General features: G+C 43.3%; 15 protein-coding genes. 11 read left to right on the top strand and 4 right to left on the bottom strand.

All coding sequences use genetic code 11. The features are described from left to right. The first annotated feature begins 7 nt into the window (after positions 1 to 7). The 8 genes from EXT48_RS17280 (at position 8) to EXT48_RS17245 (ending at position 12,397) form a co-directional block, all read left to right on the top strand. Positions 8 to 712, top strand: coding sequence for an ABC transporter ATP-binding protein (locus tag EXT48_RS17280; protein ID WP_130165148.1), 705 nt, complete (start codon positions 8 to 10; stop codon positions 710 to 712). A gap of 10 nt (positions 713 to 722) precedes the next feature. Further along, on the top strand, positions 723 to 3,107 hold the full coding sequence (locus EXT48_RS17275) for an ABC transporter permease (RefSeq protein WP_130165147.1): 2,385 nt from the start codon (positions 723 to 725) through the stop codon (positions 3,105 to 3,107). 2 nt (positions 3,108 to 3,109) lie between these two features. Continuing rightward, complete coding sequence (locus tag EXT48_RS17270) at positions 3,110 to 3,451, top strand: hypothetical protein (protein ID WP_130165146.1); 342 nt, start codon at positions 3,110 to 3,112, stop codon at positions 3,449 to 3,451. Positions 3,452 to 3,694: 243 nt separating this feature from the next. After that, complete coding sequence (locus EXT48_RS17265) at positions 3,695 to 4,861, top strand: efflux RND transporter periplasmic adaptor subunit (RefSeq protein WP_130165145.1); 1,167 nt, start codon at positions 3,695 to 3,697, stop codon at positions 4,859 to 4,861. A 15-nt stretch (positions 4,862 to 4,876) separates the two neighbouring features. After that, entirely contained in the window at positions 4,877 to 8,029 is a 3,153-nt protein-coding gene (locus EXT48_RS17260) for an efflux RND transporter permease subunit (protein ID WP_130165144.1), read from the top strand. A gap of 170 nt (positions 8,030 to 8,199) precedes the next feature. Further along, positions 8,200 to 9,444 carry a hypothetical protein gene (locus EXT48_RS17255; protein WP_130165143.1) on the top strand — a complete coding sequence of 415 codons (1,245 nt, stop codon included), beginning with the start codon at positions 8,200 to 8,202 and terminating at the stop codon, positions 9,442 to 9,444. Between the two features lie 313 nt (positions 9,445 to 9,757). After that, entirely contained in the window at positions 9,758 to 10,279 is a 522-nt protein-coding gene (locus EXT48_RS17250; protein ID WP_010606911.1) for a hypothetical protein, read from the top strand. A 60-nt stretch (positions 10,280 to 10,339) separates the two neighbouring features. After that, positions 10,340 to 12,397 carry a S9 family peptidase gene (locus EXT48_RS17245; protein WP_130165142.1) on the top strand — a complete coding sequence of 686 codons (2,058 nt, stop codon included), beginning with the start codon at positions 10,340 to 10,342 and terminating at the stop codon, positions 12,395 to 12,397. 497 nt (positions 12,398 to 12,894) lie between these two features. On the opposite strand, the gene EXT48_RS17240 is transcribed toward EXT48_RS17245, so the two are convergent. Next, a complete protein-coding gene (locus tag EXT48_RS17240; RefSeq protein WP_010376518.1) occupies positions 12,895 to 13,368 on the bottom strand; it encodes a Dps family protein in 474 nt (157 codons plus the stop codon). Positions 13,369 to 13,771: 403 nt separating this feature from the next. Here EXT48_RS17240 and EXT48_RS17235 point away from each other — a divergent pair, with 403 nt between their 5' ends. Further along, the gene (locus EXT48_RS17235; RefSeq protein WP_128727307.1) at positions 13,772 to 13,981 is read left to right on the top strand and encodes a hypothetical protein; all 210 of its coding nucleotides are present in this window, start codon (positions 13,772 to 13,774) and stop codon (positions 13,979 to 13,981) included. Here the strand turns inward: EXT48_RS17235 and EXT48_RS17230 are convergent. Both EXT48_RS17230 and EXT48_RS17225 read right to left on the bottom strand, forming a co-directional pair. Continuing rightward, positions 13,978 to 14,619 carry an alpha/beta fold hydrolase gene (locus tag EXT48_RS17230; protein WP_130165141.1) on the bottom strand — a complete coding sequence of 214 codons (642 nt, stop codon included), beginning with the start codon at positions 14,617 to 14,619 and terminating at the stop codon, positions 13,978 to 13,980. The two genes, EXT48_RS17235 and EXT48_RS17230, sit on opposite strands and share 4 nt — an antisense overlap. A gap of 120 nt (positions 14,620 to 14,739) precedes the next feature. Then, complete coding sequence (locus EXT48_RS17225; RefSeq protein WP_045987857.1) at positions 14,740 to 15,900, bottom strand: porin; 1,161 nt, start codon at positions 15,898 to 15,900, stop codon at positions 14,740 to 14,742. An 84-nt stretch (positions 15,901 to 15,984) separates the two neighbouring features. On the opposite strand from EXT48_RS17225, the gene EXT48_RS17220 reads away from it, so the two are divergent. Together EXT48_RS17220 and ylqF are read left to right on the top strand one after the other, a co-directional pair. Further along, positions 15,985 to 17,868, top strand: a complete 1,884-nt coding sequence (locus EXT48_RS17220; RefSeq protein ID WP_130127160.1) for a methyl-accepting chemotaxis protein — start codon at positions 15,985 to 15,987, stop codon at positions 17,866 to 17,868. Positions 17,869 to 18,741: 873 nt separating this feature from the next. Beyond that, positions 18,742 to 19,686 carry a ribosome biogenesis GTPase YlqF gene (gene ylqF / locus EXT48_RS17215; protein ID WP_039493363.1) on the top strand — a complete coding sequence of 315 codons (945 nt, stop codon included), beginning with the start codon at positions 18,742 to 18,744 and terminating at the stop codon, positions 19,684 to 19,686. Here ylqF and EXT48_RS17210 read toward each other — a convergent pair. Continuing rightward, complete coding sequence (locus tag EXT48_RS17210; RefSeq protein ID WP_130165140.1) at positions 19,683 to 21,092, bottom strand: sensor domain-containing diguanylate cyclase; 1,410 nt, start codon at positions 21,090 to 21,092, stop codon at positions 19,683 to 19,685. The genes ylqF and EXT48_RS17210 overlap by 4 nt on opposite strands. Positions 21,093 to 22,457: the final 1,365 nt, after the last annotated feature.

Below are 22,457 nucleotides of genomic sequence, written 5' to 3'. Positions count from 1 at the left end.
TATCAAAATGATAGTGCTTAAAAATATCAATAAAGTGTTCGAAACCGAAGAGCTGCAAACACACGCACTGAGAAATATTTCACTGGAAATAGCAAAAGGCGATTTTATTTCGATCTCTGGCCCCTCTGGTTGTGGTAAATCTACTTTGTTATCCATCATTGGTTTAATTGACCAAGCAACAAGTGGCAGTTATACGATTGGCGCTCATGATGTAACAACCCTGACGCTTGATCAGGCCGCTGAGCTTCGCAATGAGCATATTGGGTTTGTCTTTCAGGCTTTTAATCTCATTGATGAAATTTCGGTATTCGATAACGTCGCTTTACCCCTAAAGTATCGTCCTGAGAAGTTGAGTAAGGCTGAAGTAAAGCTACGAGTCGAGTATTGTTTACAAAAGGTTGGATTGTCGCATCGCGTTCAACACAAGCCAAATCAGCTATCAGGCGGGCAGCAGCAGCGTGTCGCGATTGCTCGTGCTTTGGTGACCGAACCAAGCATTCTACTGGTGGACGAACCGACGGGTAACTTAGATTCGAAAAGTGGCGATCAGGTGATGCAATTAATCGCTGAGTTGCATCAACAAGGCACCACAGTTTGTATGGTGACGCACGATCCACGTTATGCCGATATGGCTCCAAGGCAGGTGAAATTGTTTGATGGTGAGCTGTTAGGCACTGTCGCTTCTGCTCAACCTGTTAGTCAACGAGCATAGAGAGGGCACCATGCAAGTGTTCAACTTAGGCCGTGCAAATATTTACCATGTTAGTGTGGTGACTACGCTGAGTTGCGTATTCGTTGTGATGCTGGTCGCAATGGGGATGTTACATAGCCTGTATTTCTCACCTCTACCATACCCGGGTTCAGAACGTATTGTTAAACTTGAATACCCGATGTTTGATGAAAATGGCAACGAGAGCAGCGAAGCCTTTAACTACCCATCATTGATGCATTTATACGAGCATAAACCTGCCGCAATGGAGCAACTGGCGATGGTGCATTATGCGGAGCAATTGCTTACCTCAGATGCTGGTGCGCCTCAAGTTGAATCGGCTTATGTCTCGCCCGAGTGGTTTAGTATTTTTGATATGCCGCTTGCGATGGGGCGGGTTATTACCGAACCTGTCGATGAGAGCAGCCCTGTGGCTGTGCTGAGCTTTCAAGCTTGGCAAAACCACTTCAATGGCGATCCTAATATCTTAAATAAAACGCTGCGACTGGATGGGCGAGAGTTTACGATTGTCGGAGTTGCTGCAGAGCAGTTTTATGAACCTAACTTAAAAAAGCTGACACACAACACTGCGGTATGGCTACCTTGGCAATACAACCTAACTTCAGAGGAAGCTAAACCTTACTGGTGGAACCGATATGCGCTTAACTTGATGGTGGGTAAGCTGGCTACAGGGGTGGAGCATGAACAAGTCAGCCTCTTGCTATCGAACGAAATGAACACACTTTGGCGCAGCAAAGTGAGCGACAGTGAGTATTTTGCGAAGTGGTATATTGGCATTCGCGCGGTGTCGTTGAAATCAATTATGCTCGGTAAGTCTCCCTTATTGTTATTTGGAATGTTTGTGGTATCGCTTGGTTTACTTGGTATCGCGCTATTAAATATCAGTAACTTATACCTTGCAAGACTCAGTCAGATCCAGCGCACGCTGGCAATTCAAGCGGTGGTGGGAGCAAAAATAAGAGATATTGCGCTGATGCAGTGGTTACCGCTGCTAGCACTTTGCTTAGTATCACTCGTGGTTGCAATTGGCGCGTCTTATGTTATCTGCCAGTGGCTACAAAAAGAACTAGTGGGGCTGTTGCCGCAAGCGCAGCTGATAGCGTTAACCTGGCAAAGTATACTTGCACTGGGATTGGTTGCTTTATTGACGAGCTGGTTATTGTTGTTAGCTGGAATGTCAGCAATACGCTTTCGTCACTTAACGCACATGCTAAAACAAAGCGGTAAGGGGAATGCCGTTGTTGTGAGTGCGCGAGTGCAACGGTTCATGGCGGTGAGTCAGTTAAGTATTTCTATTATCTTGCTCTTCTTCTGCTTCAATGTCGGCGTTGCTGCCTTATCTCATCTCAAAAATGCTTATGCGGTAGATCTCAAGAATAAATACGAAGTGACGTTTTATGCCCCTGATACTATGCCAAGAGATGAATACACAGAGGTAATGCGTCAAGCCAGTGAAGTCCTTGCGAATACCGCAGAAGTAATCGCGGTGAGTCGAAGCCGTTCACCGATCGGACAAGGCGTTGGCACTTGGTCATTGCAAGAAGTCGAGACGCTTGAACGCTTGCATCCGGTTGGCCGAGTTGTGGATAGTGGTTATCTTGAGTTTTTTTCTTTGCCGTTACTACAAGGTCAGTTTTTCGATAGTGAAGCGGTGCGCCGCGGTGAGCAGCAGTTAATTATCAATAAAACCTTTGCAGAGCAACTAGGTGGAGAGGAAAAGGCGCTAGGCAAGCGCTTGAGCTTTAACATTACCGACGAAGATGCGGCATTTGAAATTATTGGTGTCGTTGCTGATTTAGCCGTGCCAGGCGAACCCGCACTGCCCCATGTTTATCGAGCTGTACAAGGAAGTAATACGGCGTTAATTAAGACTCAGCAGCCAGTTACTAAACCCCATTTTTCAGCGCTGCTTACACAAGTTCATCCAGCATTGAAAATCTTTAGTTTTAAATCACTTACTGCGCAGCGTGAGCAATACCTGTTGACCGATACCTTGGTTACCTATGGAGCACTATTTATCTTTGCGTTGGCGTTATTGCTCGTGATTATTGGCCTGTTTGGTGTCTTTCGTTATAGCCAATCACTTAAGGTTTCTTATTACGGCACGAAAATGGTGCTGGGTGCCAAACACAGCGATCTCACTCGAGAGGATCTTACTACCCACTTTAAGCACATAGGTATTGCGTTAATGATCTCCCTGACAGGGTGTTTATTATTGTCGCCATACTTTCAGCAAACATTTAACGTGGCAGAGTTTTCGATTGCGGCTGTGGGGATAGTGTTGGTGTCGAGTTCGTGTTTGTACTTTTCACTACAGCAAATACTGCGCAGGCCACTCAACGCATTAATCAACCCATCTGAATTAGTGAAGGGATAAGCATGACATTATGGCATAAGCTATTGAGGCGAGTGAGGTATAGGCTAAATCTAATGCTAGTTGTGTTATTGAGCGGCGCTTTCGCCGCCATATTAAATGCGCCAGTCTTTAATATTAAGCGTTTAGTCGGTGCTAAGGTACGCGATGTTCTTATTGAGCAGTGTTGGAGCCGGCCTTCTCTCGTGTTAGTCGCGGTGGTTATTGCTGTTTTCTTGTCTTTAGTTGTGGCGAGTATGTTTGGCATCTTGAGTCCGCTGCTTGGGATCTATCTGTTGTTCGCTATCGTATTGGTAGGCTGTATCGCTCTAGTGCTTGAGCTTCATCATGTCACTAAGCAGATCTAGGGTGATAAATGTGACAAAAAGCCGAAAGAATTGTTATATAACTCACAAAAATCGCACTTAGAAAGACCTTTGTAAATCAAAGGTTTTGGTGCTTAATTGTTTGAAATTACTTTATAATTTCTGCTGTTTTTCGATAGTTATAAAAAGCTGTTCTAAAGGTGTAACAGATTCTTACAAATGTCACATCCGAGAACGCGCTAAACTTGGTACTATACGGTCAGGAAATTATCAATAGGTACTGTCATGCAAGCTAAAACTTTAAAATGGATTCTACCCTTTACCGTGCTTATAGTCGGTGTTGTCGGATTTATGTTCGTCAATGCCGTTGCTAAGAGTGAACCTGAGAAGCAAGAAGTCGATTCTCGTCCTGTTGTTGAAGTTGAAACTCTCGCTGCGCAAGATCATCAAGTTGTGATCCAAAGCTATGGCGAAGTAAAACCGCTAGAAAGTACACAACTTTCTATTCAAGTATCGGGCGAAGTTGAATTCTGGCACCCTAACTTTGTAGAAGGCGGTGTGGTACAAAAAGGCGAGGTGTTACTGCGTATTGAGCAAGATAACTACGAAGCCGCGTTACTACAAGCAGAAGCAGAACTTGCCAGAGCCGAGGCGCAGCTTATCGAAGAGCAAGCACAAGCTGATGTAGCTGCTGATGAAGCAAGAAGATTTCCAAATAAAAAGCATACCGACCTATTTTTACGTAAACCGCAGGTCATGAGTGCCAAAGCCTCAGTAAAATCGGCAAAAGCTGCACTGCAGCGTGCAAAGCGAGACCTAGAAAACTGTGAAGTTATCGCGCCTTATAACGCACTAGTGGTGAAAAAAGACGTTGGTCTTGGTCAGTTCGTTTCTATGGGTAGCTCAGTTGGTACGGTCAACAACATCGAAACTGCCGAAGTGATTATTCCTATCGCGGGTTTTGATTCTGTGTTTTTACCTGAGCGAGTGTCAGGCCTTGCCGCTACGGTTTATCAGCGTGGTGTGAATGCCTTCACTCGTGAAGCGGTAATTGATAGAGATTTAGGTACTGTTGACCAACAAACGCGTATGAACAACTTGGTGGTGCGTATTAACGACCCGTATGGTCTCACAACGCGCCAGCCAGCGATAAAATACGGCACGTATGTACAAGTTAGCTTTGCGGGTAAAACGTTAAAACAAATCTACCGTCTACCTCAAGATATCGTGAATAATCAGTCGGTTTGGTTACTTAATCAAGATAACCAGCTTGAGCCACGTAAAGTGCAAGTTATCCGCGAAGAGGGTGAGTTCTTCTTAATCGGCGATGGCATCACAAGTCGCGATAAAGTGGTCATGACACCACCTGAATATCCACAAAAAGGCATGGAAGTTAAAGTTGCTGGCACGGACTCCTCATCAAAGCCAAGTAGTCAGCCGGAAAAGCTGTAACAGCAAGGAGCGACCATGAGTGATATAGAAAAAGCATCGCAGCGCGGTATTATCGCTTATTTTGCGAATAATACGGTAGCGGCAAACTTGTTGATGGTCTTCATACTGATAATGGGTTTTATCAGTTATATGACTATCCAAAGGCAAATGTTTCCAAACTTTGAGATCAATTATGTGACGGTGTCAGCCGTGTATCCTGGCGCGTCTCCTCAAGAAATTGAAGAGGGGATCTTGATCAAAATTGAAGAAGCATTAAAAGACGTTACAGAAATCAAAAAAGGGGTTTACCGTGCCGCTAGAGGCAGCGGTAGTGCGCAACTTGAAATCTATAAAGATGAAGACCTAACGGAAGTGGAAGATAAAATTCGCTCGCGTGTGAATAGTATCGCGACCTTCCCAGCATCCATGGAGCCTGTGCAGGTTCAGCTTATAGAATTTCGTCAAGACGTGGTAAACATCGCGCTGGCTGGTAATCTCCCGTTGAATGCCCTCAAGCCAATTGCCAAAGAAATCGAGGATGAATTACTCGAAATTCCAACGATTTCACTGGTTGACCGTTCAACCCCTGATTACGAGATTGGCATTGAAGTTGATCCAGATGCTCTGCGTCGTTACAACCTAACGATTAGTGATGTAAGTAGCGCAATTAGACGTTATTCGACCAACATTTCAGCAGGTCAAATCAGAACCGAATCTGGCATTATTGCAGTGCGTGTTGAAAACCAAATGTACCGCGGTAATGAGTTTAGAAACATACCTGTTAAAGTCGGTGATAACGGCGCCAAAATTTATCTTCAAGATATCGCAGAAATTAAAGACGGCCTAACTGAAGGTGAATATTACTTCCGTTTGAATGGTGAAAATGCGGTATTCCTGTCGGTTAAAGCGACCAAAGACCAAAATATGATCCCAATCGCGAAAGCGGTACATAAATATATCGAAGAGAAAAACGCTAAATTACCTGCAGGCTTAAGATTAGAACCAATTGTTGATATGACGTACTACCTGAACGCTCGACTCGAGATGATGAAGAGCAATATGATCCAAGGGGCGTTACTCGTCGCAATCATGCTGACTATTTTCCTACGCTTCAAATTAGCGCTATGGGTAATGATTGGTTTGCCGGTGTGCTTCCTCGGTGCGTTCCTATTTATGCCAGCACTTGGGATCAGTATTAATATTGTATCGCTGTTCGCCTTTATCATGGTACTTGGGATCGTGGTGGATGACGCCATTGTCATAGGGGAGTCCGCCTACTCCGAAATTGAACGCAAAGGCCACAGCGTTAAGAATGTGGTAATTGGCGCTAAGCGTGTTGCAACGCCAGCAACCTTCGGTGTATTAACAACCATTGCTGTGTTTGCACCTATGTTGTTCTCATCTGGTCCTGAAAGTGCATTCTTTAAGTCAATCTCGGGCGTTATTATTCTGTGCTTGGTATTCAGCTTGATTGAATCCAAATGGATTTTGCCAGCGCACATTGCTCACACTAAGATTAAACCACTACGTCCAAACAGTCGTCGTGCTGCATTTAACAAGAAGTTCTTCGCATTTGTAAACGGACCATACAGACGCTTTATTCAGCGCTGTGTTGACTGGCGCTGGACCGTATTATTAACTTTTGTGGCGATGCTGGTATTTAGCTTTAGCTTAGTGACTTCGAATTTAGTGCGCTTTATTCCATTCCCGAAAGTGCCAGAAGACTATCCAAAGATCGAAATTACCATGAACGACAACGTATCAGACGAGCAGACCATTACAGCGATGCAGTCTATTGAGTTAATGGTACGCAATGTCGATAAAGAGATTGCTCAAGAGTTCGGTCAAGGCATGATTAAGGATGTATATTCTTGGAACCAAAGCCGCACTAAGGGCTCAGTGTTATCGACGTTAGTTGACGAAGAGCAAAGACCATTTACGGCTTTTGAACTTGCACGTCGTTGGCGCGAGGCAATGCCAGAGATCACCGCTGTGAAATCAATCATTGTGTATGACAGTGTTGGCGATCAAAGTGGTGGTGAGGGTGAATTTGGTTATCGCTTGCTAGGTTCTGATATCGAGACCCTCAATGCGGCGGGCAGACAGCTTATTTCTATGTTGCAGCAGCAACCCGGGTTATTTGATATCAGCTCGAGTATTGACCCTGCGAGTAAAGAAATGCAGATCGCGCTTAAGCCAGTGGCTTATGAGCTTGGCTTGCAACTTGCTGATGTTGCGATTCAGGTTGGTAATAGTTTCTACGGTGGCGAAGCACAGCGTGTTATTCGTGATGGCGAAGAGATCAAAGTGATGGTGCGTTATCCTGAACTAGATCGTAAAGCTTTGGCTTCACTTAAGCGTACTATCATCACAACGCCAAAAGGCAAAGAAGTGATGCTAGGCGATGTCGTAGAGTTTACCGAGAAGCCGGGTATCAATTATATTCGTCGTGAAGATGGCTTTAGAACGGTATATGTATACGGTAGCATCGATGAAGAGCTGATTGAGCCAGATGCCGTGGTTAAGAATATCGAAGAAAATATCTTACCAGAGCTACTAAAACAGTTCCCAGGCGTAAAAACTAAGCTAGGTGGTAGTGTGGAAGAGCGTCAAGCACAAACCAGTGAGCAGATCTTATTCTTTGCCGCTGGTATGTTGATGGTTTATATCCTATTGGCTGTGCCGCTTAAGAGCTATGCGCAACCGCTTATCGTGATGTCGGTTATTCCGTTTAGCTTAGTTGGCGCGCTATGGGGTCACTTAGTGTTTGGCTTAGATATGAGTACTATGTCTATGTTTGGACTAGTAGCCGCCGCAGGGGTCGTGATCAACGACTCATTGGTAATGACGGACTATATCAACCAAGCACGTGCCGAGGGCGTTAAGCTTAAAGAGGCAGTTATTGAAGCGGGTTGTGCACGCTTTAGGGCAATCACGCTAACCTCTATCACGACGTTTGCTGGTGTCATGCCAATCATCTTTGAAACGAGTCTACAAGCAAGGTTTGTTATTCCGATGGCGGTATCACTTGGCTTTGCAGTGCTATTCGCAACGCTTATCACGTTGGTGTTAGTGCCTGCCTTATACATCATCCTAACGGATGTGCAGGGTGCGGGTTCACGCTTAAAAGCGAAGATCAGACGTAAGCCTAAATCTGACGATAACCAACTAGAGAAAGCAGAAGCTTAGAAACTCTCATTTACACTCAATAATATAAAGGCCGCGCAGTGATGCCCGGCCTTTTTTGTGTATTAAAAACCTAATTCGTTTCCGAAAAAGGGAAATTAATAATTTCTTGCCATACCTGTTTTGGGTAATTTTAATATAATTGCAAAAAATTGTTTAATTGAGGGGTTGTTTTGAAAGTATCACTTATTTCAGGCGCTATTACATTTGCTCTGGGGGTCATCAGTGCATCAGCTAAAGTACAAGCAAGTGATGACGTTGAACGTATTGAAGTTAATGGCTGGAAGCACGAGAGAGAATGCGTAATTAATGTACGTAGTATGAGGCAGGCACGATGTTTCTCGGGGGGCTGGGGAGATTCTGGCGGTGGCAGTTCAAGTAGCAGTGGAGCATCTTCGGGTAGCGGGAGTAATGGTAATTCAGACACTACAGCAGAGCAAGAAGCCAAATTTAATGAAACCGCAAATGATCTTGCGGTGGCAGCAAAGGAAATACTAAATGCTCTAGAAGAATATCGAAAGAAGGTGAGAACGAATAGAAGGCTACATCAGAAAGTAAGTGAAAAAATAGCGAAAATTAACATGTTGATAGTCGCTACAAATGGAACATTGCAGACTTTTATCCATCTAGCTAACGGCGAGAATCGGCTTGCTATTTCAGAGGCGATGACATTTGTTGTAGGGATCAGTACAGGCATGGGAGTAGCCAAAGCTGTGTCAATATTAGCGGGGACCAGTCCACAAGGTATGTTGCTTTCTGCATTTGCTGGTACAGCTTCTAGCTTTTTCGTTGGTAGTAAGTTTGAGTCATTTATGGATCAAGCTATACAGCAAGAGTTTAATATTCCAACTAGTTGGTCAAATCCGAATGACGGAAGACCGGAAACCGTTACAGATATAGTTTGCGGTATGATGAGTGTAGTACATAGACCTGATGAGCCACCTTGCCGAGGCTATAGAAGCCTAGATACTTTAGCTACGTCAGGGCATTTTATCGCACTTGATCTGGCACAGGATGGAGTAGAATGGTCACTTAATCCAAACACCAACTCCATTACAGTGGGAAGTGATGATGCATTATTGATCGTTGATGCAAATCAAAACAATCAGTTAGATAGTGCGAGTGAGATATTATTCAAGCCATTTACTGAGACTCAAGACACTATTTCTCTATTAGATTCAAACCAAGATGCAATACTCGATAAGTTTGATAATAATTATCATTACCTTAAGGTTTGGCAAGATGTTAATTACAACGGGGTGATTGATGATGGTGAACTCATTGCAGCAGCAGACAAGTCTTTAACGATTTACCTTGATGAAATGAGTACAGGGAATAGAAATCAGCAAGGACGCATGGATGTTGAGGGGATTGAATATGCTATTTCTGTGATACGTATTGGCTTTAAGCATGAGTAGTTAGTAGTTCTGTTCGCTCACAATACTTACTAAAAGTGAGTATTGTGAGCTGATAATATTTCTTATCATTTGTTAAGTAATAAATTTTCTGAGTTTTATCCTATGCAGACAAAAATTACGTTTACAAAACGCTCCGGCTATCTGCCAATATGAGTCCGTATCGCCACTTCTTTCTTTGCTGCTTTGGCATATGGCAAAAGAAAAATGAGGGCTGTTGGGCCTACATCTAAGCTATTTTAGCTGCTAATTTAACGTCTTAATATGCGCTATACCAATAGAGTTGATTATCAGTGATTAGAAAATAAAGGATATTATGATTCAGTGCGTTACATTAAAAAAAAGCTTTAGGCTTCTACCTTTGCAAATTTTGGCATGCACTATATTTTTTGCATTGGGTACTTATTATGCGATAACGGTTGAGGATGTCGTTTCTGGCAATTCATTGACTGTGGATGCTAGTTTGGCAAGACCAGCAATAATAGTGATGCTACTGCTCACTGCAGGTGTCATTGTTTATGCAATCATTAATCTGGAACACACATTAATCCTCAACTTTGAGAATCGTGAAATTCACATTTATAACTGGCGCTCACCACTGCCGAAAGTGTATAGAATGACGAGCAACAATAAGCTTTGTGTTTATCGCCATCCAAATAAGCAGGATCAATTTGGGGTTGAGCTACTTTCTGTAGAAGATGAAGAAGTTTATCTATATTCGAGTTTTGCCTGTAATTGGCTTGTGCCTAAATCACAAGGAGAGCAATTGTGGCAGGTTGCAAAGTCTCAGGGTGTTGCTGTAGAGGAAACACCAGAAAGCTTTTTAGATGGTTGTTAATTCCTAAATTTGCTGTGATACACTGGCGAAAAATAACGAATTTAGGATGACAACTTGGTGATGGAAAAAACTCAACCGCTAGCCAAAAAGCAGCCGAAATCCTTGCTGCACCATAATCATGAACGTATCGACAACTACTACTGGATGCGTGATGACGAGCGTAAAAATGCTGATGTGTTGGCACACCTCAAAGCAGAGAATGATTACTGTGAAGCGCAAATGACGCCTCATCAAGCGCTGCAAACCCAGCTGTTTGAAGAAATGAAAGGTCGTATCGTAAAAGACGATAGCTCAGTGCCCGCCAAAGATGGCAACTATTGGTATGTGAGTGAAGTGAGTGGTGATGAGGAATATGCTAAGTATTATCGTGCATCACAAGAAGATTTGTCGGATAAAAAACTGCTGTTAGACATTAATCAGTTAGCCGCTGGCAACGAGTTTTATGACATCGGTGATATTACTGTAAGCCCAGATGAGCAACTGCTTGCCTATAGTGAAGATACCGATGGGCGTCGAATTTACACCATCAAGTTTCTTGATTTAAACACCAATACATTACTACAAGACGTGCTGTATAACACGGAAGGTCAGGTAATTTGGGCGAACGACAATAAAACCGTATTTTATGTCAAAAAAGACGAGCAAACGTTGCTCGGCTTCCAAGTGTATCGCCATGTGTTGGGAACGCCACAAAGTGATGATATTTTGGTGTTTGAAGAGCAAGATCGCCAATTTTATATGGGATTGGGTAAAAGTCGTGACGAAAGCGCTATTTATATCTATCTCGCAGCGACGGAAACGAGCGATCAGTTAATACTGGATGCAAACGATCCTTGCGGTGAGTTTAGTACCCTTATTCCAAGAGAAATTGGCCATGAATATGGTCTTGAAAAAATGGGAGAGTTCTTTTACATCCTGAGTAATAAGAATGCTAAAAACTTCCGTTTAATGCGTGCAACAGCAGCAACCGTTGGTGATGTCGAGCAATGGGAAGAGTTGGTTGCCCATCGCGACCATATACTATTAGAAGGCTTGGAGCTGTTCAATAGTCACTTTGTGCTGACTGAGCGTGAACAAGGGCAGATCCGTTTTGTTGTCCACGATTATCAAGGGCAGAGCTATCACCTTGGATTTGATGATGCTTGTTATTTTGCCACGGTTGGAAATAACCCTGAGCCAAGTTCAAGTAATATTCGTATCCACTATTCGAGCATGACAACTCCAAGCTCAGTATACGATTGTGACTTAACCACAGGTAAGAAAACGCTTAAAAAGCAGCAGCAAGTGTTAGGTGATTTTAAACCAGAATATTATCACTCTGAACGTTTGCACATAACCGCCAGAGATGGCGTTAAAGTCCCTGTATCTTTGGTCTATCGTAAAGATAAGTTTAATCAAGACGGTAGCAATCCACTATTGCAGTATGGCTATGGTTCTTATGGTATTACTATCGACCCTAACTTCTCTAGTCAAATTCTAAGCCTGTTAGATAGAGGGTTTGTATACGCGATTGCGCATATTCGAGGTTCTGAGATGCTTGGTCGTGAATGGTATGAGCAAGGCAAAAAAGCGCATAAGCAAAATACCTTCAACGATTTTATTGATGTTACCAAGGCCTTGGTTGAGCAGGGCTACGGCCATAAAGACAAAGTGTTTGCATCAGGCGGAAGTGCAGGCGGCCTGTTAATGGGTGCAATTGCAAACCAAGCTCCAGAGCTGTATTTAGGGTTAGGCTGCCATGTGCCTTTCTTGGATGTGTTAACTACCATGTTGGATGAGTCAATCCCATTGACCACCAATGAGTATGATGAATGGGGTAATCCGAATAATGAAGCGGACTACCAGAATATTTTAGCGTATTCACCGTATGACAATATTGAAGCCAAAGCCTACCCAAATATTCTAGTCACCACAGGTCTGCACGACTCGCAAGTGCAGTATTGGGAGCCAATGAAGTGGGTTGCTAAGCTTAGAGAATATAAAACGGATGATAACGTACTGGTCTTTAAAACCGACTTGGAAGCGGGTCACGGTGGTGCCTCAGGCCGATTTAAAAGCTTACATGAAAGAGCGCTAGAAATGGCATTCTTTATCAGCTTATTGAATGGTAGGTCGTAGCTCTAACTCGACAAAAGATCGCGAGGTGAACTCGCTCCTACAAGAGGAAAACCTAGGTAGGAGCTGGCTCTGCTTGTAGGTCGTAGCTTTAGCTCGACTCGTACATCCTGACGTTAGCTCGACAAAAAAGCGATAAAAGCTCGCGAGGTGAACTCGCTCCTACCAGAGGAATCCTAGGTAGGAGTTGGCCCAGCTTGTAGGTCGTAGCTTTAGCTCGACTTGTACATCCTGACGTTAGCTCGACAAAAAGCGCTAAAAGCTCGCGAGGTAAACTCGTTCCTACCAAAGAAGAATCTAGGTAGGAGCTGGCTCGCTTGTAGGTCGTAGCTTTAGCTCGACTTGTACATCCTGATGTTAGCTCGACAAAAAGCGATAAAAGCTCGCGAGGTGAACTCGCTCCTACCAGAGGAAACCTAGGTAGGAGTTGGCCCAGCTTGTAGGTCGTAGCTTTAGCTCGACTTGTACATCGCAGCCTTAGCCCGACCTATCCGTCTATCTTAGTTTAAATACGCTTTAAGCATCCACACCAGCTTTTCTTGCTCTTTGATGTAGTCGCTCATTAGCGCTGCTGTCCCTTCATCTTCGGCTTCGCCCGCTTGCGCTAAAATTTCACGCTGCATAGAAATAAGCGTTGTATAGCCATCAAGCAAGGTTTCTAGTGCTTGTGTGCCATTGCTGATCCCTTTTGCTTCTTGAATTTTACTGGTTTCTAAATAATCAGAAAACGCATGCAATGGATTGCCTTCAATCGTCAAAATACGCTCTGCGATTTCATCGACTTTCTCAAGTAATAGCGTATAAATTTCTTCAAATTTTAGGTGTAGTTCAAAAAACTCACGACCTTTGATGTTCCAGTGAAAACCACGGGCATTCATATATTGAATTTGGTAGCTACTTAGTAGCGTATTAAGTGACGTTACTAGTGCTTGGCTCTTAGCTTTGTCTAAACCGATAGAATTAATGTTTGTCATGCGATGCTCCTTGTTGATTCACAGTCAGTATGGCGCAACCTTAGGTGATTGCCCAATGATTAAAATCAAAGTGTTTAATCGGAAAAATCAATTAATAAAATCAAAACATATCAAATATTAATACAAGATGACGTTGGGATGAGCGTGGTAAAAAACAAGATGAAACCCCAAAAAGCGCTCAAAAATAACAAGGTGACATGAATACTTGGCAGGAATAAAGCTTGCCAACTTTTCCTAAAACCTTACCAGAGCGCGTAGTTTTTGATCTAAGACAAGTGTTTAATCACGTTCGTATTTTGGCGGTTTGAAACCTTGATTTAGGTCAAAATATCACCGCACTGTAAGCGCATAATCATCTCATCAAGACACAAAAAACCAGTGTCTACTACTTGAGGAAATGAGTATGAAAGGCAAAACACAATCAGAACATAAAATGGAACTCGTCGTCGTTGTTATCGCTTTAGTAGCATTTGTTGTTGGGCTAGTAGGTCATTTAGCTGGCGCAAGTATCGCAAACTCAGACACCTTTGGTTATATCGCTGCACCAGTGCCGCTAGTAGTTGGTTTGATCGCTGTGATTGCTTACAAAGTGGCTGCAAGCGCAGAGCACTAAGGCCTCTCTAACAGCTCGCAGATATAGTCCATTACCGCACGGGAATATATTAAGCTCGTATGGCTGAGATGAAATACTTTGTGCTCGGCCATGCCACTGAGCTTGGTTTCTTCTAACAACACAGTACCATCCGACTGGCTACCTTTTTGTAGTAGTGGCATTAGTCCGATGGGTAAGTCACCAGCAATACTGTAAAGCTTGGCGTCGAAAGGCCAATCTTGATTGTTAGATAATAAAAACTCCACACTGTTTTTTAACAGTAGCTCCAGTCCTTTGTCGTGCATATGCTTGGCAATGGCACTGCCTTTATGTGGTGTCCCCAAGGTCACCACTTTTTTTACTTGCTTGCTCGTTGCAGAACCTCGTTCTAAATACGCCCTTGCAACTAAGCCTCCCATGGAGTGGCAAACGAGTGCGGCGGGGCGGTCGCCAACGAAAGTATCAATAGCAGCGCAGATCTCATCAACATCTGGCGTTAATGTGTTATAGCTTAAATTGAGAATACGGTAGCCAGATTTACCTAAGCGAGCGCTAAGCGGCCGCATCACAAACCCAGACATGTACAAGCCATGCAGTACCACAATGCTTTCGATTTTGGCGCTCGCGGTAATATTGAGTGGAATAGGAGAGTGGTTCATGCCGCCTCTTTAAACTTGAATACTTCTAAGCCTTGTGCGAGTGTACCACCCTCACTTGAATACTTGATGTATGAATCAAGTCAAATTGAAAAGTTATTATCTTAGAGCCTGTGATCTTGGCTAATCAAATTGCCACTCTTGCTTGTAATCGTACCTAAAGCCAATGGAGATGGAGTCCATATCGACTTGATTATCAAAGGACTTGTTCAAATACTCCAAGTGCACTCTGAGCGGCGGTGTTGGTAGCCACTCAAGTGTCACATTGTAGCCATCGAAGCTTTGATTAAGCGGATCATGACTGCCGTAACCGTCATCAAAATCAAAATATCCGGTTTTGAGTTTATAGTGTTTTGCGAGTTGATAGGCCAACGAAAGATCAAAGGTGTGGCCTTGTCGAGAATCAAGAGCGCCCACGCGTTGATAGTCTTTGTCTTGATACGCCATGGCAGCGTAAAAGCGGGAGGTAAATTGATAAGCCAGCGCACCAGACCAAAGTTGGTTTTCGCCAATATGCTGCTCGTTATCGTATACATCGTTTTGTTGATAAGTAATCGCTGCGTGTAAACCTGCGTTATCGTAACTTAACCCAGTGTTGAATAAATCCGTTTGGTTATCGCCTTTGTCACCATTAAATTGGCCTGCGGCGATAAACGTCATCGGCCCCAATTCGTAGCGGTAAGTAACTAAATTATCAACGAAAAAAATGCTCTCTGGATCGTAAGCAAATGGGCTGCTGGCGTGATTAAAAATATCAACGTATTCGGCAATAAACAGATACTGTGCAGGCCTTTGTTTGCCAATGCCAAACCGACCATACGGTGTACCTAGTGCAGTATAAGCACGGCGTGACTTGCCAAAATTTCCTTCATTGGCGAGGTCGATGCCCCATTCACCATGAAGTTCGGCCTGCCAGCCCGGCATAAATTCATGAGTCACTTTAATCCCTGCGTGGGATAAGGCGTCACGAACATCCCAGTTACTTGCGTCATCTTGATTGATTACGCCAAATGTCGGGCGTATTGTGGCATAGGTTTGGAGCGTGGTTGAGGGCTCGGTAAGTGGTTTGACGGGGTCACTTTGTGGTGTTGATTTTGCCACAGGAGCTGCGGCCTTTGGTTCGCTATTTTGCGTCATAAACCGAGCTTTAAGCTCAGCTAATTGCCGCTCAAGATTTTCAATGTCGGCCATGGTAACAGGTCGATCGGCTGCTAAAGCTACTGAAGAAGTCAGTAAACAGGCTAGGCCAATCAGTGCGGTTGAGTTGCTCAAAGTAAAATTCATGGTTTTTACATCGCTCAGTTGCCAATAATCGAATTATAGACAACACTTTTGATATTCGAGCACTTTTTATTCAGGCTGTTGAATATGAAGATCCGCACTAAGTTCTCTGTGACTTCTGCCATAGTGATCTTATTGATCATCACCACAACGACGCTTTCTACTTACTGGTTTGTTAGCGATTCGGTAAAAACCAAAACCCATGCCTATGTAACGGATAGCACGCAATTGCTTGCCGTGAGCATAGAGAATTGGCTGGCCGGTAAAGCAACGCAAATTAATGTGATAAAAAGTCAGTTAGAGCAAAACTTTAGCGATGATAACTTTCAACAAGCACTGAATACACCAGTGTTTAAAAAGGAGTTTCTGCTGGCTTTTGGTACTTTGGCTAATGAGGAAGGGCTCAGGTCGAACAACCCCACTCGCAAAAATCCTCCGGGCGTAGATTTTAGAGAGCGAGCTTGGTATAAGCTTGGTAAAAACCAAAATAAAACCGTTTATACCAGTCCATATACTGACGCGGCGACAGGTGAGTTATTGCTGTCGGTGGTATCTCCCATTGTAGTGAATGGTAATTTTAAAGGGGTAATTGGGGGAGATTTAAGCCTAAAAACCATCGCCAATAGTGTCAATCAGGTCAATTTTGATAATACCGGTTATGCCTTTTTGGTCGACAAGTCTGGTAATGTCATTTCTCATCAACAGGCCGAATTTAACGGCAAAAAACTGCAACAGGTATATCCAGCTTTACGCTTAGATAGCGTAGATAAGTTGCAAGAAGTGGATACCAAAGAAGGCAAAAGGTTGTTTTACTTACATTCGCTTGATAACACCTTTGGTACGGACTGGTACTTGGCGGTATTAATCGATAAATCAAAAGCCTACAAAACACTGACTGAAATTACAATAAACTCCCTGATCATTGCTATTTTAGCTGTGGCTATTGGAGTATTCTGCGTACGGACGTTAGCAATTCACTTACTCCAACCATTACGGGATTTGGAATCTGCAATCACCGGCATGGCAAGTGGAGGCGGTGACTTAACTCAGCGCTTAAAAATCGTGAACGAAGATGAGTGCGGTACGGTAGCGCGACAATTTAATTTGTTCTTGGGCTTTTTGCATGGGTTAGTAAGTAACGTAAAAGAACGTGCAGACGATGTGGTGATAAGCAGTGATGCCGCCAAAGAGCTGTCGACACATTCCTCACAGAAACTTGATCAACAAGTTAGCCTAATTGAAAACCTCGCTACCGCGATGAATGAAATGAGCACTACCTCGACCGAAATCGCGGGTAACGCGCAGCAAGCCGCAAGCTCTATCACCTCGGTGAATGAAAAGACCTCTGAAGGGCAAGAGATATTCTTTAAAGCGCGAAGCCAAATTAATGCTTTGGCTGACGATATTACTGCATCGTACGAGCTGAGTACGCAACTTGCAGAATATAGCCAAAATATCGAGAATATTCTTTCAGTCATTAATGGTATTGCAGAACAAACCAATCTACTGGCACTTAATGCTGCAATTGAAGCCGCACGTGCCGGAGAGCAGGGCCGAGGTTTTGCGGTTGTGGCCGATGAAGTGCGCTCTCTAGCATCAAAAACACAGGAATCCACCACTGAAATTAAATCCATGATCGACCAGATCCAAGCCTCATCCATTCAAGTTCAGCAATCTATGGGAAGTAGCCGAGATAAAACCCAGCAATGTGTGTCACAAACCGAGCAAGCGACACATATGCTAGAAGAAATCTCAGAAGCAGTAAAAGAGCTTATGGATCGCAATATTCAAATCGCAACCGCCATAGAAGAGCAAAGTGTGGTGATTGAAGAAATCAATAAAAATACAATACATATCAACGATATTAGCGTGGAGGTCGGCAGCTTTTCAGACAAACAATATAATGCCAGCGAAGAACTCGCGAAAAATGCCCATGAACAAGAGGCACTGCTGTCTAAGTTTACTTTGTGAGTTTTTGAGTTTGAATAATCCACTCCCTTTTTGAGTGGATTATTCAAGGCGAGTATATTCTCCACTGCGCTGCTAACGTCTAACAAAATGCCTCGTGAATCTGTCTGTAAGCTAACTCTATGTTCCGAGTTCAATTTAATTGTTATTTTATTGCTTTAGAAACCAAGCTGGTCATATCAGTGATTTCCATATCTCCCATATCTGCAAGTAAGTGTAGATGTTTGATGAAGTTCACTTTTTCAATATTCTCGGGTAGACAGTTGCCACCCATGAAAAGTGTGATGGAAGATGGAATAAGCTGTTTGCAAGGGTTACAAAAACTATCAGTATAGCCTCCCAATTCGCAGTGCAAATAGTTTCGTGGGAAGCGGCTCACCCGCCGAGAAGTTATGCTTTTTGGGTGTGATGGAGGGGGAATAAGTCGCCTGTTAGCTGTTCACAAAGCCATCAGCAATGAAGCTGTTTGCAAGGGTTACAAAAACTATCAGCATAGCCTCCTAATTCGCAGTGCAAAAGGTTTTGTGGGAGCCGGTTCACCCGCCGAGAAGTTATGCTTTCTGGGTGTGATTGATGGGCGCCAAAACCTGTCAGGAGGACGGGCTGACTTTACTCATAGCAGCGATACATAGGCAAGTATTTTGAGAGTGATACGTGAATTAAATAGAATTCATAGCCATTAACCCAATCCTGTCAATTTATAGTAGAATAGCCAACTTAGTGATGAGGTACTGCTGCTGTATTAAAAGCGTTTAGTACCCTATGTTGTATCCTTAACCTATCTCTTGCTTCGTACGAACGACGTTATGGCGTGTGTGAGTTTGGCAAGGTATTCAACATATGAGCTTTTAAAGTTAATTAATACAGGTGGTTATAATGGCAATACAGTGGTTCCCAGGGCATATGAATAAAGCGCGCAATGAGATCAAAGAGATCATGCCGCAGATGGATGTCATTATTGAAGTGCTGGATGCTCGTATTCCATACAGTAGCGAAAACCCGATGGTAGGGCAGTTACGTGGTGACAAGCCTGTTATCAAAATCATGAATAAAGCGGACCTTGCCGATCCTGAACTGACCAAGCAGTGGATGGAGTATTTTGAACGTGAGAGCGGTGTAAAAGCGCTGGCGTTTGGTCATGATAAGGCGAATGAAGTACAGCGTATTAATGCGCTTTGCAAAAAGCTTGCACCTCATAAAGTGGGTCAAGATAAGCAGCTAAAAGCCATGATCATGGGTATTCCAAATGTGGGTAAATCGACGCTTATCAATACACTTGCCGGCAGAATTGTTGCAAAAACAGGTAATGAACCAGCGGTAACTAAAGCGCAACAGCGTATTAAGCTTGAAGACGGCATTATGCTTTACGATACGCCGGGTATGTTGTGGCCAAAGGTTGAGAATGAAAACTCGGGCTATCGTTTGGCGGCAACGGGTGCTATTCGCGATACGGCTATCAATTATGAAGAAGTGGCGAGCTACACCGCTGAATATCTGCTAGGTGCATATCCAGAGCTTTTAAAAGCACGTTACAAGCTCGACGAATTACCGGACTGTGATTGGACATTTATCGAGATGGCTGGCCGCAAGCGTGGTTGTGTAAAGGGTGGCAATCAGGTTGATACGCATAAGATGTCGGAGATTTTAATCAACGAACTGCGCGATGCTGTTATCGGGCAGATCACGATGGAAACGCCGGAAATGCGAGAGTCGGAAGAAGAAATGGTTGCTGAGTTACGAGCACAAGCTGAGGCTAAAAAGGCCGCGCGTGAAGACGAAAAACGTCAGCGCCGCGCAAGAGCGCGTAAGAATCGCCGCTAAGCGGCGAATTTGGTTTGATTCCGGCCTTGTTTGGCACGATAGAGCGCGGCATCGGCGCGCTTTATAAAACCATCTTCTGATTCATCAATATGGTATTGTGCAACGCCAATACTGACTGTCACTTTGACCTCACATTCCGCTTGCTCTAGTGCAACATGGATCTTCTCAGCAATCGCAATTCCTTGCTCTAACGTCGCTTTGGGTAGCAATACCATAAATTCTTCACCCCCCCAGCGGCACAGCAAACCGTTGTTTTCTATCTGGCGTTTACATACGTTGGAGAAGCATTGCAGCACTCTGTCGCCTACCACATGGCCATGTTGATCGTTCACTTGTTTAAAGTGGTCAATGTCCATCATCAACATCACTACTGGGGTTGATTGGGTACGCGCTTTCGCTAAATGGTGCTGAAGCTGTGGCTCAAAGGCTTGGCGATTAAAGGTATCGGTGAGTTTGTCGTACTTCGCCATTTTTTCTAAGCGTTTTTGATAGTGATTAAACGTCAACTGCGCCACGGCCAATATTAATAAGGTGACTAGGCTCCCTACCCATAAATTGGTTGTGAGTATGTCGTTTATTCCACTGGATTTATCTATTGTTTGCTCAACAATTAAATACCAGCCTATAGAGTCCAAATAGCGCGAATGGACAAACTCGGCATGGTCGTCGGTTTCCAACCGAAATTGATATTCGGATTGATTGAGCAGCGCCGTTGCTTGGGTTGGAAAACGATCATGAATACTGGTGCCAGATAGGGTCTGATCGTTAAAAAATAATAGCCTGCCTTTGTGGTCAATAAAGTACAGTTTGCGTGCATAGCTGGCTTCGTATTGTTCGATTAAATGGTGTAAATCAGCCAATAAGATACCAACCCCAACAACGCCAATCACATCGTTGTTTTGTTTTATTTTATGATTGACGTAAACAATAGCTTCGTTGTTATCTCTTGGGTCTATATCAACATTGAGCGCATAGTCAGCATCGCTATGCAGGCTTTCACGGTACCAATCGTTTTGTTTGGCGCGAATGTCTAACTGCTGGGTGTTACCATCAAAGTGGTAATAAGTGAGGCTCTTGTCGTCCACTAAAAAGCTCGTTTTTGCGTGATGTAATGCTCGAGTATCTTCTAAGTAGGTGAAAATAAGCGCAGGGTCTTGCTGTGAAGACGTTAGCCAACGTTTAATAAAGACGTTATTTGCCATTTGCTGAGAAACAATGATTGGAGCTTGAAGCCGCTTTTGTATGTCTAAATCAATCAGATGGCTGGTGAGTGGCAGAGCATCATCGCTTACCCCTTTATACAACGACTGTTTAGCATGCTCGATACTTATCCAGCTGGTGAAAATAAACCCTACCAGCAGCAGCAGGCTTAACAACATGTTATAACGGTAGCGTCGAGCGTTCATATTATTGTTATTTTTGGAAAAATAGAATGATACGGATTCTAGTAAAAGAAAACGATTACACGACATTACAGCTGAACAAACGCTGATAGAAAATGTAGGCATAAAAAAAGCCCTGAGCAGGGCTTTTTGATTCATATCTACCGTCACCGATATGAGCAATGTAGCAAGTAAAAAGTGGTTGCCAGTGATACACATCAAGGGGCGTTGTAGCACATCACCGACAACACGATTCAGGGTCGAATCAGCAAGAGTATGTCCTCTTGTTGATATTGATTATCAATTAGATTAGCCGTTAGGTCAATACCTTTTTGGAAATAATTCTCATTAATATTTGTGCGACTGTTTTTCGGTAAGTGCTGAAAATAGATATAAATTTTGGGCATAAAAAAAGCCCTGAGCAGGGCTTTTTACGTTCATATCTACCGTCACCGATATGAGCAATGTAGCAAGTAAATTGTGAGAATAAACTTAGTCAGGTTTAGGGGCGACTGAATTAAGCTCATTCAAGCCATTAACGTTGGCCAGCCGTGTTTCAGGGTCGAGAAACAAACTAGAGTACTAATGCCAATCTCAAGATAGCGAGTACATCAGGTAGACAGGGCTTTACAACTATCAACCTTACTAACTGAGTTGGCGAAACAACACGTTGCCGTCTTGTTGATATTGATTATCAGTTAGATCTAACAATGAGTCAATACTTTTTTGAAAATAATTCTCATTAATATTAATGCGGCTGTTTTTCTAGGAAATACCGAAGTAAAAATAAATTTTGGGCATAAAAAAAGCCCTGAGCAGGGCTTTTTGATTTCATATCTACCGTCACCGATATGAGCAATGTAGCAAGTAAAAAGTGGAGTTAGCGTCTAAATACGAGGAGCAATGCAAGTGCCTGCTAACGTCCTTGGTAGTTGTGGATACCAGCCTTGTTTCGGGTCAAGAAACTATTGTGATAACAAGTTGAGCCGTCACTCTCGTCTTGTTGATAGTGATTATCAATTAGATTTGAGGGGCTGTCAATGTTCTTTTTGAAAATAATTCTTATTTAGATCTAAGTGGTTGGAATTACACCAAATTTAAATTTATTGAGTGTATTGTTTTATTAATGTGATGGTTTTTGGTGTGTTGTGTGTCTTATTTCTGCTTATTCTAGGGGGCAAAGTATTATTCTATATTGAGCTTTGTAGGCTCACCGTTTCCAGAGCCTCAGAGAAAAGCTAGGTTAATTCATCATCCACATCTTAGATATTTTGATTAACGCAGCGGTCATACTTTCGCTTCACTCGTTATTTATTTCCTCACCACTTTTGGTTTTGTGCATATTGCTCATGATTTTTATGCACAAAACGCGTTTTACTCAACTTAATC

Origin of the sequence: Pseudoalteromonas sp. CO348 (assembly GCF_004208845.1) — a bacterium.
Lineage (GTDB): Bacteria > Pseudomonadota > Gammaproteobacteria > Enterobacterales > Alteromonadaceae > Pseudoalteromonas > Pseudoalteromonas maricaloris.
Note: the sequence above shows the minus strand (reverse complement) of the source record. Positions and strands in the feature narration are given on the sequence as shown.

Excerpts from the sequence above, each read along its gene's own strand:
- EXT48_RS17220 (WP_130127160.1), top strand. The coding sequence starts at position 15,985 with ATGAAGATCCGCACTAAGTTCTCTGTGACTTCTGCCATAGTGATCTTA.
- EXT48_RS17270 (WP_130165146.1), top strand. The coding sequence starts at position 3,110 with ATGACATTATGGCATAAGCTATTGAGGCGAGTGAGGTATAGGCTAAAT.
- EXT48_RS17280 (WP_130165148.1), top strand. The coding sequence starts at position 8 with ATGATAGTGCTTAAAAATATCAATAAAGTGTTCGAAACCGAAGAGCTG.
- EXT48_RS17235 (WP_128727307.1), top strand. The coding sequence starts at position 13,772 with ATGAAAGGCAAAACACAATCAGAACATAAAATGGAACTCGTCGTCGTT.
- EXT48_RS17240 (WP_010376518.1), bottom strand. The coding sequence starts at position 13,368 with ATGACAAACATTAATTCTATCGGTTTAGACAAAGCTAAGAGCCAAGCA.
- EXT48_RS17260 (WP_130165144.1), top strand. The coding sequence starts at position 4,877 with ATGAGTGATATAGAAAAAGCATCGCAGCGCGGTATTATCGCTTATTTT.
- EXT48_RS17250 (WP_010606911.1), top strand. The coding sequence starts at position 9,758 with ATGATTCAGTGCGTTACATTAAAAAAAAGCTTTAGGCTTCTACCTTTG.
- EXT48_RS17225 (WP_045987857.1), bottom strand. The coding sequence starts at position 15,900 with ATGAATTTTACTTTGAGCAACTCAACCGCACTGATTGGCCTAGCCTGT.
- EXT48_RS17230 (WP_130165141.1), bottom strand. The coding sequence starts at position 14,619 with ATGAACCACTCTCCTATTCCACTCAATATTACCGCGAGCGCCAAAATC.
- EXT48_RS17245 (WP_130165142.1), top strand. The coding sequence starts at position 10,340 with ATGGAAAAAACTCAACCGCTAGCCAAAAAGCAGCCGAAATCCTTGCTG.
- ylqF (WP_039493363.1), top strand. The coding sequence starts at position 18,742 with ATGGCAATACAGTGGTTCCCAGGGCATATGAATAAAGCGCGCAATGAG.
- EXT48_RS17210 (WP_130165140.1), bottom strand. The coding sequence starts at position 21,092 with ATGAACGCTCGACGCTACCGTTATAACATGTTGTTAAGCCTGCTGCTG.
- EXT48_RS17265 (WP_130165145.1), top strand. The coding sequence starts at position 3,695 with ATGCAAGCTAAAACTTTAAAATGGATTCTACCCTTTACCGTGCTTATA.
- EXT48_RS17275 (WP_130165147.1), top strand. The coding sequence starts at position 723 with ATGCAAGTGTTCAACTTAGGCCGTGCAAATATTTACCATGTTAGTGTG.